The organism is Mesorhizobium sp. M1A.F.Ca.IN.020.04.1.1 (assembly GCF_003997315.1).
GTDB lineage: Bacteria > Pseudomonadota > Alphaproteobacteria > Rhizobiales > Rhizobiaceae > Mesorhizobium.
The window spans coordinates 1-14,620 of sequence record NZ_RZSN01000045.1; the positions used below are offsets into that span (position 1 = coordinate 1).

Genomic DNA, 14,620 nt, shown 5'->3' on the forward strand with positions numbered 1-14,620 from the left:
ATATCTGCAAGACCTATGGGAACAACTTTCACGCAATCGACCTATTGAACCTGTCGGTCGAGGATGGCGAATTCTTGATTCTCGTCGGGCCGTCCGGCTGCGGCAAATCCACCGCGCTGCGAATGATCGCGGGGCTGGAGGACGTCACAAGCGGCAGCGTTCGGATCGGCGGAGTCGACGTCGTCGACATGCCGCCCAAGGACCGCGACATCGCGATGGTCTTCCAGAGCTACGCGCTCTACCCGCATATGACGGTGTTCGAAAACATCGCCTTTTCGATGCGGCTGGCAGGCAAGCCGAAGGCCGAGCGCAAGAAGCGGGTGGACGAGATTGCCAAAACCCTTCAGCTGACATCTCTGCTCGACAGCAAACCCGCGAACCTTTCAGGCGGACAGCGTCAACGGGTTGCCATGGGCCGCGCCATGGTGCGCGAGCCGGCCGCCTTCCTCATGGACGAACCCCTTTCCAATCTGGACGCGAAGCTGCGTGTTCAAATGCGCGCCGAAATCACCAGCCTGCAAAAGCAGCTCGGCGTCACGACCATATACGTGACCCACGACCAAACCGAGGCGATGACGATGGGGGACAGGGTCGCGGTGTTGAAGGGCGGCGTGCTGCAGCAGGTCGACACTCCCAAGAGACTCTATGAATCGCCGGTGAACGCCTTCGTTGCCGGCTTCATCGGTTCTCCTTCGATGAACCTGTTCGAGGGGACGCTGACGGGCGACGAACTGATGTCCGGCACCTTCGCCATCCGGCTGCAGGACGCAGCCTTCGTGCGCAGGCCGTCCTTGAGGTCGTATGCGGGGCGCAAGGTCGTGTTCGGGATCCGACCGGAGGATCTCTATGACAGCAGTCTCGAATCCGGCCGCAAGTATCAGACGATCCCGGCAAAGGTGACCTCGATCGAAGAACTCGGGTCCGAACACATCGTTTATCTCAGCATCGACGCGGTGCGGGTGGACTCCGGCGATCCGGACGCGGTGCAGGATTTCGGCATGACCTCGAACGCGGTGGCGAAATTCGAACCGGTCAGCACAGTCCTGCCCGGCTCGGAGATCCGCTTGGCCGTAGACGAAGCCAAGCTCCATTTCTTCGATCCCGAAACGCATCTGGCGATCTGAAGATTTGTCGCAGAGCCCGCAGGCAGGAGCGATGCGCCTGCGAAAGTACTCGTAAGAAGACTTCTGAATGAAGCAGACGATCGTCCGCATTGTGCGGTCGATCTTAAGAAGGAGGAGAAAATGACGTTTCGGATACGACCCGCGATGCTGAAAATGGCCGCGGCCGCATGGCTGCTCGGCGCAACCGGCGCCATGGCGGACACGACGCTGGAATTCACGCAGTGGTGGGAGCCAGAGCTGCCCGCAGGCTCCTTGCGCAAAATCATGGACGAGTTCGAGGCTGCAAACCCCGGGATCAAGGTGACGCTGGTCAGCGGCCCCTATGCGACCACGCGAGACCAGATCTCGGTCGGTGCTGCGACCGGAACGCTTAGCGACGTTGTCGGTCTCGATGGCGCCTGGGTGAACAATCTGAATGCGCAAGGTGCGCTTTCCGACATGAACCCGATGATGGATGCGAGCAAGTTCGACAAAGCCCAGGTCGCGGACATCATCAAGGTGGACGGCAAGGCCGTGATGTTCCCGGTCGCTTCGTTCGTCTATCCGGTGTTCGTCAATCTGGACCTCGCCGCCCAGGCAGGCGTGACCAAGCTGCCGTCGACCCGCGCGGAGTTCCTCGAAGCCGCCAAGAAGATGACCCATGCCGACAAGAACCAGTATGGCTGGGTGCTGCCGCTGTCGCTGCAGACGCCGTCCGGCGTTCAGAACGACATGATGTCGTGGGTTTGGGCTTCGGGCCAGTCGATGATGGCGAATGGCAAGCCCGACCTCGAGGGCAAACCGGTGGTGGATATGCTCAGCTTCGTGAAATCGCTCAACGACGCCGGCACCATCTCGCCCGGCATCGCCACCAAGACGGAACAGGAGAAGGTCGAGGAATTCGTCAACGACCGGGTCGGGATGATGATCGACTCGCTCGCGCATGTGAACCTCATCCGCAAACGCAATCCCAAGCTGAACTTCGACCTCATCCCGGTCCCGGTCGTGGAGAACTACAACGGCAAGCGCGGCCTTCCCTATGCCTCCTGGGGTATCGGTATCTCTGCCGGCTCGAAGCACCAGGAGGAGGCCTGGAAGCTCGTCCAATATCTCATGAGTGAAAAGGTGAACGCCAAGCTCGTGTCGCTTGCAAACGCCTTCCCGGGCAACGTCAACGCCAAGCCCGATTTCGTGACGTCCGACAAGGCATTCGCAAAGGCTTTCGAAATCTTCAAGACCGGTTATCTCGCCAACGAGTTCACGGGTCTGCCGGTGGCGGAAGACCTGATGACCCAGTTCGACGTGGAAGCCCAGAAGATGCTTGCCGGCGAGCAGTCTCCGGAACAAGCCGCAGCCAACGCTCAAAAGGGCTGGATGGCGAAATTCTGATCGGCCTGTTCCCCGTTCACTTTCCGACCGGGTGGCCTGACTTCGGGCAGGCCACCCGGCCACAACGGATCGTTGGACCCGTGTTCCGAAGCTCACCTTCTCTTGAAGGCGTATTTCAAGGTTGGCACATGACCCCGCAGAAGCGCTCCCATCACAGACTGAAACGAGCGGTCGCACCCTATCTCTATCTGTCGCCCTCGCTCCTCATAATCGGTCTTCTGATGCTGCTGCCGATGGTGACGGTGATTGCCTATTCGTTCCAGAACAGCGCGGTGCTGCGCCGTGACCCATCCTTTGCCGGACTGAAACACTACCAGGCGATCTTTGCCGATCCGGTGTTTTGGGCTTCGCTGTGGCACACGCTCTACTTCACTTGCATGAGTGTCGTTTTCCACATGACCATCGGCATGGTCTTCGCACTCATGCTGAACAGCGACCGCATCAATCCGATGCTGCGCAATATTCTGCGCGTGCTCTACATACTGCCTTGGCTGTTCACTGCGGTGATTATCGCCGTGATCTGGCGCCTCCTGCTTGAGCCGAACGGGATCGTGAACAGCATTCTCATGCAGATGGGCATCATCGGTTCCAAGGTCGAGTGGTTTTCCTCGCCCGAGACCGCGCTGCACGCCGTCACCTTCGCCAATATCTGGGCGGGGTACCCGCTTTTCATGGTCAGCCTGCTCGCAGGCCTGCAGGGCATTCCCAAGGATTTCTACGAGGCCGCCGATATCGACGGCGCCAAGGCCTACCAGAAGCTGATCTTCATCACGATCCCGCAGTTGATGCCGATCATCATCAGCATCTCGCTGCTCGACTTCATCTGGACCATGCAGGTCTTCCCATTGATCTGGATAACGACGGGGGGTGGTCCGATCTACTCGACCGAGGTCCTCAGCACCTACACCTATAAGCTGGCGTTTTCGAGCTACAACCTGTCTCAGGCGTCGGCGAGCGCTGTGGTCATCCTGCTGATCTCGCTTGGCCTGACGCTGTTCTACATCCGTTATCAAAAGGCTCGGTAGTCACCATGAGGAAAAGGCACACGCCGAAAGACAGGCTGATCACCGTCGCGCTCCATGTAGCGCTTGTCGCGGGGCTCTTTTTCGCGGCCTTCCCGATCTACTGGATGCTCAGCAGCTCGTTCAAATCGAATACTGAAATCTTTGCCCTGCCACCAACCATCCTGCCGAAGGCCTTCACGCTGGAAGCGTACGCAGCCATCGTTGGCGACCCGGTAAAGCTGCGCTTCTTCTTCAACAGCTACTTCGTGGCGGCAGCGGTGACCGTGCTGACGGTGCTGATCGCCTTGCTGGCGGCCTACGGGTTCAGCCGCTTCAACTTTCGCGGCAAGGGCAGCCTGAACACACTCATCATCAGCACGCAGACGATTCCGCCGATCACGCTTCTCATCCCCTTCTTCGGGCTTGTCGTCTCATATGGCATCTTTGACACCTATATCGCGCTGATCCTGACTTACCTGGTGTTTACGCTGCCCTACGCGATCCTGCTGATGACGGGATATCTCAACACCTTGCCCCGCGATCTCGATGAAGCGGTGGCTGTCGACGGCGGCACCAGTTGGACAGCGCTTTGGCGGGTGATCGTCCCGATCTCGCTGCCTGGTATCGTGGCGACGTCTGTCTACACCTTCCTGTTATGCTGGAACGAATTTCTCTTTGCGCTGACGCTGACCAAGTCGACGTCCATGCGCACCGTGCCGATCGGCATCCAGCTGTTGATGGGGCAGCACGCCTTCGAATGGAACCAGATGATGGCGATGAGCGTGCTCGGCTCGTTACCGCTTTTGCTCATCTACCTCGTTGCCCAGAGATTCTTCCTCGCAGGCATGACCGCGGGCTCGGTCAAGTAGGACGTCCCTCCCATGAAGACGCAGAGCGACACCAAGGAATGGGCGGTATCAAGGAATGAAAGAATGAACGTGAAAGACCTCAAAGTCGGCTGCCAGACTTTTACCTGGGAGATGCTCGGCGACCGTTTTGGCGGCGGCCCGGACGATCTCATCAAGGCGATTTCCGACGGCGGCTATGCCGGCATCGAGATCACCGACACGATGATCGGTCGCTATGCCGGCAAGCCTGCGGAGTTCGCCGCCGCGTTGAAGGCATCCGGCCTCATGCTGGTCTCGTTCGCCTTCGGCTCGAAGAGCGGCTTCACGCTCAAGGAGAAAATCGGCGAGGACCTCGAAACCGCCGGTCGCTGGATCGACTTCGCCGCCGCCTTTCCGGGAGCGCTGGTGTCGATGGGCTCGGCAACCGTCGTCTCCGACGGCCCGCGCGACCACAAATTCGCCATCGCCGCCGAGGTCTACAACAAGGCCGGCGAACTTGGGCGCAAGGCCGGCGTGCAGGTGGCTGTGCATCCGAGCTCGCATCACAACACGCTGCTCTTCGACCGCGCCGATTATGACGGCATCTTCTCCCTGCTTGACCCATCGCTGGTCGGCTGGGTGCCGGACACCGGACACATCTTGCGCGGCCGTCAGGACATGGCCGATACGCTCACCACCTATCGCGACAGCATCCGCTACGTGCATCTGAAAGACGTCGATGCCAACGGCAGTTGGGCGATGCTCGGCCAGGGTGTCTGCGACACGGCTAAGGTGATCGAGATCGCCAGCGCCGCGCCCAACTTCAACGGCTGGCTGGTGCTGGAGGAGGAATCCGAAACCGCCGCCGCCGATCCGGCTGGCGCGGTGAAGACCAATCGCCAGACCATGCGCGGCTACGGGGCTTGAGGCGATGATCCGCAAACAAGACCGTCGTCTTCGTGTCGGTGTGCTCGGCTGCGGGCCGATCGCGCAGTTCGCGCATCTGGAATCCTGCGTGAAGGCAGCCAATGCCGACCTCTACGCGATCTGCGACGCGGCGCCCGACCTGCTTGCGCGCATGAGCGCCACCTACGAGCCGCAAAAAATGTATGGCGACTATGACGAGATGCTCGCCGACCCCAAGTTGGAGGCGGTGATCGTCGCGACCTCCGACGCCTACCACGTGCCGATGTCGATCAGGGCGCTCGAAGCAGGCAAGCACGTGCTTTGCGAAAAGCCGATCGGCATTTCCGTCGAAGAAGGCGAGAGGCTGGCGGAAGCGGTCAAGCGCTCCGGCAAGGTGCTTCAGGTCGGGCATATGAAGCGCTTCGACCCGGCGCTGGAGGCGGCGCGCGATTTCGTGCGCGACGAGATGGGCGAGATCTTGGCGCTGAAGGCCTGGTATTGCGATTCCACCCATCGCTACACCAATACCGACGCCGTGCAGCCGCTGCCCGTCACCAGCAAGCTGGCGAGGAAGCCGGCCGGCAATCCGAAGGCGGACCTGAGACAGTATTTCATGCTGGCGCATGGCTCGCATCTGGTCGACACGGCGCGCTTCCTGTGCGGCGAAATCACCGCCGTGCGCGCGCGGCTCAACGAGCGCTTCGGCGCTTATTGCTGGTTCGTCGAGACGGAGTTCGCCAATGGCGCGCTCGGCCATCTCGACCTGACCGTTGCGGTGCGCATGGACTGGCACGAGGGCTTCCAGCTCTATGGCGAGAACGGCTCGGTGATCGCGAAGACCTTCAATCCCTGGTATTTCCGCGCCAGCGAGGTCGACATTTTTCATGAGAAGGACGCGACGTCGCGCAAGCCGCTCGGCGCCGACGGCCACTTCTTCCGCCGCCAACTGGAAGGCCTCGCCGACACGGTGCTCAACGGCGCGCCGCAGCGCGGCGCCACCGTGGAGGACGGGCTCGCTTCGATCCGCGCCATGGTGGCGATCGCCCGCTCGGTCGAAAGCGGCCAGCGCGTTGAGCTCGCCGGCGTCACCGGAGCGGTCTGATGCAGGTCGGGGTGTTCGCCAAGACTTTTCCAGGCGGCGAGCCGGCCGGCGTGCTCGCCGCCGTTCGCGAAGCGGGCTTCGCAGTCACCCAGTTCAACCTTGCCTGCGCCGGCCTGCCGTCGATGCCGGACGATGTTCCCGACGAAGCGATCCGTACGATCGATGCCGCCGCTAAGGCTAGCGGCGTCGGTCTCGTCGCGCTGTCGGGAACCTACAACATGGCGCATCCGGACAGCCGGGTGCGCGATGACGGGCTGCGGCGGCTCGGGGTGGTCATTGAGGCAGCCGCCAGGCTTTCGATCCCGCTGGTGACACTGTGCACCGGAACGCGCAACGCCGAGGACCAATGGGCGCACCACCCCGACAATGCCGATCCCTCGGCTTGGGCCGACATGGCGCGGGAAATGGAGAAGGCGCTTCAGCTCGCCGAGCACCACGGCGTCGATCTCGGCATCGAGCCGGAGCAAGCCAACATCGTCACCTCCGCCGATGACGCCGCGCGGCTGATTTCCGAAATGGGTTCGAACCGGCTGCGCATCGTGCTCGACCCCGCCAATCTGTTCGAGCGAGCGAATGCCGACGAGGCACGCGGCATCGTTGCCGAAGCGGTCGAGCGCACGGCGGGTCATGTCGCGCTTGCGCACGCCAAGGACCGTTTCGCCGACGGGCGCTTCGCCACGGCCGGACGAGGCGTGGTCGACTTCGACGACTTCGTCGCTCGCCTGAGGGTCACAGGCTTCGACGGGCCGCTGGTGACGCACGGGCTTTCGGCCGAGGAAGCGCCGGGCGTCGCCCGCTTCCTCAAGGGGCTCATGTGATGGGCACGCTGCTGCGCGACGGTGCCACGCTGCATATGACCGACACCGGCGAAGGCCTGGCGGTCGTCTTTCAGCATGGGCTCGGCGGCGGCGAGGCGCAGGTCGCGCAGACTTTCCCCGCAGGCTTCCGGCGCATCACGCTGGAATGCCGCGGGCATGGCGGCTCTGGGCTTGGCAAGCGGCGGCCGTTCTCGTTCGAAATCTTCGCTGACGATGTGCTTGCCGCCGCCGATCGTGCCGGCCTCGACCGCTTCGTTGCCGGCGGCGTCTCGATGGGCGCCGCGATCGCGCTTCGCCTCGCCTGCCGTCATCCGCGGCGCGTCGCCGCCCTGGTCCTGGTGCGGCCGGCATGGACGTTTTCGCCGGCACCGCAGAACATGCGGCCGATCACCGAGGCCGCCGAGCTCATCCTGGAACACGGGGCCGACAAAGGGCGGACGATCTTCGCACGATCGGACACGGCCACGCGGCTCTACCGCGAGGCGCCCGACAATCTGTCCTCGCTGCTCGGCTATTTCGACCGGCCCGACGCCAAGGAGTTCGCGCAAGTGCTCGCCGACATCGCCGGCGACGGTCCAGGCGTTTGCGACCGCGACGTCGCGGCGCTCGACATTCCTGCGCTGGTTGTCGGCAACGCGATGGACGCGGTGCATCCGCTGTCGAGCGCCTACACGCTTGCCGCCGCGATGCCCCGCGCGGTCTTCGCCGAAATCACGCCGAAGGCGCGCAACAGCGCCAGACATTTCATCGAACTGCACGAGCAGATCAGTTCCTTCCTCCAGTCCAACTCGAATGCCCGGAGCCCTCATTCCGTCATGACCGCCAAACCCGTCTCCGGACCTGCGGCAATAGCCGCACTGCCGCGCAACCGGCTTATCGGCGAATTCTCGCTGTGGTCGGCGGATCTCGCCAATATGGAGCGCGACCTGAAGCGCATCGAAGCCCATGTCGATCTGCACCATATCGACGTGGCGGATGCCCGCTTCACGCCAGGCTTCCTTTTCTTCCCCGACATGGTGGCGCGCATCGCCAAGCTGACGGCGAAGCCGATCCACGTCCATCTGATGGTCGAGGCCGAGATCGTCGAGGCTCAGACGCGCCAGTTCATCGAGGCTGGTGCCGATCTCGTCACCATCCATGCCGAGAATGGCGCTGCAGGCTTGCGCGCCGTGAAGCTGGCGCGTGAGCTCGGCGCGGAGGCCGGCGTGGTGCTGCGGCTGGAGACGCCGGTTGAAGCGATCGAGCCGTTCCTGCCACGCGTGGCCTTCGTGACGCTGCTCGGCACCTCGATCGGGGTGAAGGGACAGAGCCTGTCCGAGGAAGCCTGCCCAAGGCTGGTCGAGGCGCGCGCGCTGATGAGGAAGGCCGGCCGCGAGCCCGACATCCGGCTCGCCGCCGATGGCGGCATCCGCCATGAGACGGTGCCGCTGCTGCGCGCCGCCGGCGCCGACACGGTGGTGCTGGGCTCGCTCGCTTTCGGCGATCCCAATCTCGCCCAGCGCATGGCCTGGCTGCATGGACTGAAGGCCGCCGCCTGATGAGCACGATCGCCCTTGCCTTCGATCTCGGCGGCACGGAACTGCGCGGCGCGCTGGTCGAGCGCAGCGGCGAGGTCGTCAAGCGCGTCTCGGCGCCGACGCTCGCCGGCGCCGGATCGGAAGCGGTCATCGGCCAGATCATAGCGCTTGCGGACAGGCTGCTTAAAGAACACCCGCAGGCAAAGGTCAGCGGCATCGGCATGTGCGCGCCGGGGCCGCTCGACCCCAAGGCAGGCATCGTCATCGGGCCGCCGACGCTCGCCGGCTGGCACAACGTGCCGCTGATCGACATCCTCAGCCGCCAGTTCGGCTTGCCGGTACGGCTGGAGAACGACGCCAATGCCGCGGCGCTCGGCGAGTGGCGTTTCGGCGCCGGCCGCGGCGCGGGCTCGCTGGTGTTCGTCACCGTCTCGACCGGCATCGGCGGCGGCGTGGTTGCTGATGGCCACATCTACCATGGAAGGCGCGGGCTCGCGGCCGAGATCGGCCACATGACGATCACCGGCGAAGGCGACCGCTGTTTCTGCGGCAACGTCGGCTGCTTCGAGGCCGTTGCTTCCGGCACCGCGCTCGGGCGCCGGGCGACCCGGCTCACCAAGCCAGGCGACGGCTCGGTGCTCAGACGGCTTTCCGACGACGGCGACGTCTCGGCCCGGCATGTCGTGGATGCCGCGCGCGCCGGCGACGCGGCCGCCGGCGAACTGGTCGACACCGAGGCGAAATGGCTGGGCATCGGCTTCACCAATCTCCTGCATCTCTATTCGCCGGACCTGATCGTCATGGGCGGCGGCCTTGCCAACGGCTTCGACCTGCTGGCGCCCGGCATCAGGGCGACGGTCGACGAGCGCGCCATGAAGGCATATCGCGACGTGCCGATCGTGCCGGCCGAGCTCGGCGACCGCGCCGGGCTGGTCGGCGCGGCAAGCCTGATCCTGTGGGAGGGCGAGCCGGGAACGGCGCTGGCGATGGTGCAGAATGAGCAGACGAAGCCCGTCGAAAAGGCCGGCGCTTCGGCCCGATCGATCATCGAACGGATGAAGGAGAGCGAAGGGAACTGAGACCGCTCGCCTTCCTATTGTCCGCGCCCGGCTCGGTCTTGGGCTGAGGTCGCGCCAGAAGATAAAGGGCGGCCACGTGCGTAATCATCAGCAGGGGCACATAGATGATCGGGATCGCGTATGCGGCGCCCAGCTGCCCGGCCTGCTCGGGCAGATGAAGCACGGTGCCGTGATAGTAATCGCCGACGAGGTCGACTATTCCTACCAGATTGAAGGCTGCGACGGACGGCCAGAAGATCGAGGGCCGCCTCACGCCAAGCAGCGCCAGCATGGCCAGCAGCCCGGTCGCGAAATCGCCATAGGCGGCAAAGACGGCGAAGTCCGCCGGGAGGTTCGGGCCAACGACGCCCGGAACCAGGAAGGCCAGCCCGAAGAATCGGAAGCTGTGCAGCGTCGCGATGGCGCGCTGCGCCTCGACGCGGTCCATGAGCCTGAGCCTCGGCCAGATATAGGCGCCGAAGCAAAGCAGCCACGGGACGTAGCCCAGGAGGAGATGGATGCTGAAGATCGTGGCCGGCGTCATTCTTGTCTCCCGTCAGACATTGGCTGGAACGGCTTCGAATACCGCCGTCAGGATACCGAGACGGCCTTCCAACAGATTGCGTCCAAGATTGGCGGCATAATCCGCGGAACCCGGCCCCATGATGACGCCGAGATTTAGCGAAGGCGGCGGCCCCGACGCCCGCAGCCGCACGCGATCCAAATCGTCCGTCATTGCCACTTCCCTTCAGCCTTCCAATCGACAACACAGATACGACCGCTTTGTGCCGGGAACTATCCGCGATAATCTCCATGGGTCATGAAGCAAAACTTCACAGTCCGGCATGGCGCGCTCGACGGCGTCGAGGCGTTCCTGAGCGTCGCCAGGCATCGCAATTTCCGCAAGGCGGCGGCGGAGCTTGGCGTCACGCCGTCGGCGATCAGCCAGGCGGTGCGGACTTTGGAAGGGCGCATCGGCGCCGCGCTGTTCGTCCGCACGACACGCAGCGTCGGCCTGACCGAAGCCGGCGAGCGTTTTTTCTCGCGCGCCCGGCCAGCCTTCGAGGAATTGATAGCAGCAAGCGAGGTCGCGCGCGAAATCGGCCAGCGGCCGGCTGGACTTTTGCGCCTGTCGGTTCCGCCTGCGGTGGTGCCGACGCTGCTGGAGCCGATGATCGCATCCTTCTGCCAGGCCTATCCCGAGATTGAGCTGGAGATCGTCGCTAGCGGCGAACTGGCGGACCTCGCAGCCGAGGGATTTGACGCCGGTATCCGGCTCGGCGACCTCATCGCGGCCGACATGGTCGCGGTTCGACTGACGCCGTCCTTTCCGATGGTGGTCGTCGGCAGTCCCGGCTATCTACGCCAGCGAACAACGCCGGAGCGCATCGAGGATCTGCGCCACCATGCCTGCCTGCGCCTGCGCCGATCGAACGGTTCGGTCGCGCCGTGGCGCTTCACCAAGGGCAACAAGGCGGTCGAGGCAATCGTTTCCGGGCCGTTCATTGCACACGACTATCCCACGCTGCTTGGCGCTGCGATCCAGGGCGCCGGGCTTGCCCAGGTGCCAAGCCCGATTGCCGCCGCGGCGCTCGCGGACGGGCGCCTCGAAACGCTGCTTTCGGCCTTCGCCGCGACATCGCCGGGTGTCTTCCTCTACTATCCGGAAAAACATCAGGTCCTGCCCAAACTGCGCGCATTCATCGATCACATCAGGCATCGAGGCGGCGCCGAGACCACCCGAAAACGGCCGAGGGGACGGCAGGCTCAGGCTTAACGCATCAGACCGATCGACCGGGCACACGCCTCTCTCAGATGCGGAGCAGATCAGCGAGGCTGTCGGACTTCTCGACCTTGTCGGTGAGATCGAGCCCCGAGAGCAGATCGACCAGATGGCTGTTCATCAGCGCCGCGGCGTCGGCGCTGTCGCCGGCTTCAATGGCGTCGACCAGCGCGTGATGGGCATGTTTCTCGCAGGTCGCGTCGCGGCGTTTCCAGTAGAGCGCGATGATCAGCGAGGAATGCGAGACGAGGTCGCGCACGAAGTTGGTGAATACCGAATGCGCCGCGATCTCGGCGATGCCGACATGGAAGCGCGCCGACAGCATGATGGCGTCGCTGTCGCGACCGGCATGCAGCGCCTCATGCTCCTTCTCCAGGTGCATTCGCAATTGCGCGATGTCGGAGGGCACCGCAGCCTTTGCGGCGAGCGCCGCCACCTTGGGTTCGATCAGTGCCCTCGCCTCGAACACTTCGCGCGCCTCGATCTTCGAGGGCTGTGCGACGAAGGCGCCGCGGTTGGGCTCCAGCCGCGCCAGCCGGTCATGCGCAAGGGCTTGCAAGGCGGCGCGGACGACGGTGCGACTCACCGAATAGATCGACGCCAGCTCGTCCTCCGGCAGCTTGGTGCCCGGCGCAAGACGATGGCTGACGATGGCGTCTCTCAGCCCATAGTAGATCGGCGACCAGCGCGCTGCCGGCTTGTCGTCGCGATCGTCTTCTCTGAGTACCGTCAACATGCTTTCAATGCGCAGGCCCGACACGGCCCGCTCTGCCCCCAAATCGCCAGCGGCCGGTCCAATCTAATGGCGCTCGCGCCCCGGTCAATCCCGCGGGACCGATCTCCCGGGGCCGCGTTTACCCAGGCGAACCGGCGCCCGGGGGAGACGCCGAAGCGAAGATGCCCGCGAAACGCTTGCCTCGCGGGGCGGCATAGCCGCCGATCTTCGATGTCTTCAAGCCGACCTTGAACAGGCTCTCGGCCAGGGTGATGGCGCAGACGACGCCGTCAAGCACCGGAACGCCATGCTCTTCCGACAGGCTGTGCGCAAGGTCGGCCATGCCGGCGCAGCCCAGCACGATCGCCTCGGCGTGATCCTCGCGAATGGCGCGCGCGATCTCGTCCGAGATCCGATGCCTGGCGTTCGAGCCTGGCCGTTCAAGCTCGAGCACGGCGACTTCCGACGAGCGCACTTTGGCGCAGCGCGAGGAAAGACCGTATTTCGCAAGGTTGTGCTCGATGGCGGGGACTGAGCGGGCAAGCGTGGTGACGACGCTGAACTTGCCGGCGACCAGGCTGGCGAGATGGAAGGCCGCCTCGCCGATGCCGATGACCGGCACTTCGGTCGCGCAGCGCGCGGCGTCGAGCCCGGTATCGTCGAAGCAGGCGATCACATAGGCATCCGCCGCCGGGGCCTTCCTCATCTCGGCGATGATGCCCGGTACGGCGAACACCTCGTCGAAATAGCCCTCGATGCTCGGCGGACCATCGGCCGGATTGACAGCGACGATTTCGGTTCCTGATGAGGCGACGCTTGTCGCCGCCTTGCCGATCTTGCCGGTCATCGAGGCGGTCGTGTTGGGGTTGATGACGAGTATGCGCATTAAAATCAGCCTCAGATCTCGCCGCCGAGATAAAGACGTTTGACCCGGTCGTCGCTCAGCAATTCGGCGGAGTTGCCGCTCAGGGCGACGCTGCCGGTGGTCAGCGCATAGGCGCGCTGCGAAATGCGAAGCGCCATGCGGGAATTCTGCTCGACCAACAGAACGCTGACCTTCTCGTCGCGGTTGATGGCGACAATCGAGCGGGCGATGTCCTGGACAAGTTTTGGCGCGACTCCGAGCGACGGCTCGTCGAGCAGCAAAAGCTTCGGCTTGGCCATCAGCGCGCGGCCGATGACCAGCATCTGCTGTTCGCCGCCGCTCATCGTGCCGGCAGCTTGGGAGAAGCGCTCCTTCAGCCGGGGAAAGCGCCCCAGCACCATCTCCAACGTCGCCGCGATCTCGGCCTTGCTCGAGCGCGTGAAGGCACCCATCAAAAGGTTGTCCCTGACCGTCATATAGGGAAAGACGCGGCGCCCTTCCGGCACCATGGCGATGCCCATGTTGACGATCTCGTCTGGAGCGGCGCCGTCGATGCGCTTGCCGCTGTAGTGGATCTCGCCGGACCTTATCCGGTTGAGCCCGCTGATGGCGCGCAGGATCGACGACTTGCCGGCGCCGTTGGCGCCGATCAGCGCGACGGTCTCGCCCTCATTGACCTCGAGCGAGACGCCCTTCAGCGCATAGACGTGATCGTAATAGAGTTCGACGCCGGCGAAGTTCAGGATCTGGTTCATAGCCCGATCGCCTCGTCTTCGCTGCCGAGATAGGCTTCGATGACCTTCTCGTTGGCCTGGATTTCCGACGGTGTTCCCTCGGCGATCTTCTGCCCGAAATTGAGCACCACGATACGGTCCGAGATCTTCATCACGGCCGGCATGTCGTGCTCGACGAGCAGGATGGTGAGGCCGAGATCGCGCAGGCGCCGCACCATCGCCACCATGCGCATCGTCTCCTCGTGATTCATGCCGGCGAAGGGCTCGTCGAGCAGCAGGATCGAGGGATCGGTGGCAAGGCCGATCGCGATGCCCAGCGCGCGCAAATGGCCATGTGGCAGGTTGCGGGCGATCTCGCTGGCAAGCGAGGCCAGGCCGAGCAGCGCCAGGATCTCGTCGGCGGACTGGCCGAAAGCCGCTTCGTCGGCCTTGGCCGTGCCGGTGCCGAGAAAGAAGCCGACGAGGCTCGCCTTCGAGCGCAGATGATGCGCGATAATGACGTTGTCGCGCACGCTCATGTTCTTGAAGATCGTCGTTTCCTGGAAGGTGCGCACGACGCCCTTGCGCGCGGCGATATGCGGCGCCATGCCGGAGATGCGTTCACCCTTCAGGCGGACCTCGCCGGACGTTGGCCTGAGGAACGACGAGATCAGCTTGAACAGCGTCGATTTGCCGGCGCCGTTCGGACCAATGACCGAGAGAATCTCCTTCTCGCGCACCGAGAAGGAGACGTTGTTGACCGCGACGAGACCGCCGAAGCGCTTGGTGATGCCGGAAACTTCGAGCATTTCGGCCATGG

At 63.9% G+C, this 14,620-nt stretch carries 16 protein-coding genes and 1 pseudogene; 11 read left to right on the forward strand and 6 right to left on the reverse strand.

Going from position 1 to position 14,620, the window contains the following annotated elements; genetic code table 11:
- Window positions 1-2 precede the first annotated feature (2 nt).
- The 10 genes and pseudogenes from EOA49_RS11985 (at window position 3) to EOA49_RS12030 (ending at window position 9,745) form a co-directional block, all read left to right on the forward strand.
- A complete protein-coding gene (locus EOA49_RS11985; RefSeq protein WP_127243165.1) occupies window positions 3-1,124 on the forward strand; it encodes an ABC transporter ATP-binding protein in 1,122 nt (373 codons plus the stop codon).
- Between the two features lie 120 nt (window positions 1,125-1,244).
- Window positions 1,245-2,492, forward strand: a complete 1,248-nt coding sequence (locus EOA49_RS11990; RefSeq protein WP_095800986.1) for a sugar ABC transporter substrate-binding protein — start codon at window positions 1,245-1,247, stop codon at window positions 2,490-2,492.
- A 128-nt stretch (window positions 2,493-2,620) separates the two neighbouring features.
- Entirely contained in the window at window positions 2,621-3,517 is an 897-nt protein-coding gene (locus EOA49_RS11995; RefSeq protein ID WP_127240798.1) for a sugar ABC transporter permease, read from the forward strand.
- A 5-nt stretch (window positions 3,518-3,522) separates the two neighbouring features.
- Complete coding sequence (locus EOA49_RS12000) at window positions 3,523-4,365, forward strand: carbohydrate ABC transporter permease (protein ID WP_066989025.1); 843 nt, start codon at window positions 3,523-3,525, stop codon at window positions 4,363-4,365.
- Between the two features lie 63 nt (window positions 4,366-4,428).
- Window positions 4,429-5,250, forward strand: coding sequence for a sugar phosphate isomerase/epimerase (locus tag EOA49_RS12005; protein WP_127240797.1), 822 nt, complete (start codon window positions 4,429-4,431; stop codon window positions 5,248-5,250).
- Between the two features lie 4 nt (window positions 5,251-5,254).
- Window positions 5,255-6,331, forward strand: coding sequence for a Gfo/Idh/MocA family oxidoreductase (locus tag EOA49_RS12010; RefSeq protein ID WP_127240796.1), 1,077 nt, complete (start codon window positions 5,255-5,257; stop codon window positions 6,329-6,331).
- Complete coding sequence (locus tag EOA49_RS12015; protein WP_127240795.1) at window positions 6,331-7,149, forward strand: sugar phosphate isomerase/epimerase; 819 nt, start codon at window positions 6,331-6,333, stop codon at window positions 7,147-7,149. Before EOA49_RS12010 ends, EOA49_RS12015 begins: the two co-directional genes overlap by 1 nt.
- A pseudogene (locus EOA49_RS12020) lies at window positions 7,149-7,940 on the forward strand (alpha/beta hydrolase); the annotation flags it as partial. The gene EOA49_RS12015 and the pseudogene EOA49_RS12020, both read left to right, overlap by 1 nt.
- A gap of 24 nt (window positions 7,941-7,964) precedes the next feature.
- Window positions 7,965-8,687, forward strand: coding sequence for a ribulose-phosphate 3-epimerase (locus EOA49_RS12025; RefSeq protein ID WP_095823897.1), 723 nt, complete (start codon window positions 7,965-7,967; stop codon window positions 8,685-8,687).
- Window positions 8,687-9,745: an ROK family protein gene (locus tag EOA49_RS12030; protein WP_245322303.1), complete on the forward strand. Its 1,059-nt coding sequence runs from the start codon at window positions 8,687-8,689 to the stop codon at window positions 9,743-9,745. Before EOA49_RS12025 ends, EOA49_RS12030 begins: the two co-directional genes overlap by 1 nt.
- Here the strand turns inward: EOA49_RS12030 and EOA49_RS12035 are convergent.
- On the reverse strand, window positions 9,711-10,268 hold the full coding sequence (locus EOA49_RS12035) for a hypothetical protein (RefSeq protein ID WP_245322304.1): 558 nt from the start codon (window positions 10,266-10,268) through the stop codon (window positions 9,711-9,713). The genes EOA49_RS12030 and EOA49_RS12035 overlap by 35 nt on opposite strands.
- Window positions 10,269-10,280: 12 nt before the next feature.
- Window positions 10,281-10,460: a hypothetical protein gene (locus EOA49_RS12040; RefSeq protein ID WP_245460606.1), complete on the reverse strand. Its 180-nt coding sequence runs from the start codon at window positions 10,458-10,460 to the stop codon at window positions 10,281-10,283.
- Window positions 10,461-10,544: 84 nt separating this feature from the next.
- Here EOA49_RS12040 and EOA49_RS12045 point away from each other — a divergent pair, with 84 nt between their 5' ends.
- A complete protein-coding gene (locus EOA49_RS12045; RefSeq protein ID WP_127240794.1) occupies window positions 10,545-11,501 on the forward strand; it encodes a LysR family transcriptional regulator in 957 nt (318 codons plus the stop codon).
- Window positions 11,502-11,535: 34 nt separating this feature from the next.
- Here EOA49_RS12045 and EOA49_RS12050 read toward each other — a convergent pair whose 3' ends face one another.
- The 4 genes from EOA49_RS12050 to EOA49_RS12065 all read right to left on the reverse strand — a co-directional run bounded on the left by EOA49_RS12050 (window position 11,536) and on the right by EOA49_RS12065 (window position 14,618).
- Window positions 11,536-12,243, reverse strand: a complete 708-nt coding sequence (locus tag EOA49_RS12050) for a GntR family transcriptional regulator (protein WP_095823898.1) — start codon at window positions 12,241-12,243, stop codon at window positions 11,536-11,538.
- Window positions 12,244-12,361: 118 nt separating this feature from the next.
- Entirely contained in the window at window positions 12,362-13,108 is a 747-nt protein-coding gene (locus EOA49_RS12055; protein ID WP_127240793.1) for an aspartate/glutamate racemase family protein, read from the reverse strand.
- A gap of 11 nt (window positions 13,109-13,119) precedes the next feature.
- Window positions 13,120-13,842 (reverse strand): ABC transporter ATP-binding protein, encoded by a 723-nt coding sequence (locus tag EOA49_RS12060; protein WP_127243166.1) that lies wholly within the window; start codon window positions 13,840-13,842, stop codon window positions 13,120-13,122.
- Window positions 13,839-14,618 (reverse strand): ABC transporter ATP-binding protein, encoded by a 780-nt coding sequence (locus tag EOA49_RS12065; RefSeq protein ID WP_095776295.1) that lies wholly within the window; start codon window positions 14,616-14,618, stop codon window positions 13,839-13,841. The genes EOA49_RS12060 and EOA49_RS12065 overlap by 4 nt, the downstream gene beginning before the upstream one ends.
- Window positions 14,619-14,620 lie beyond the last annotated feature (2 nt).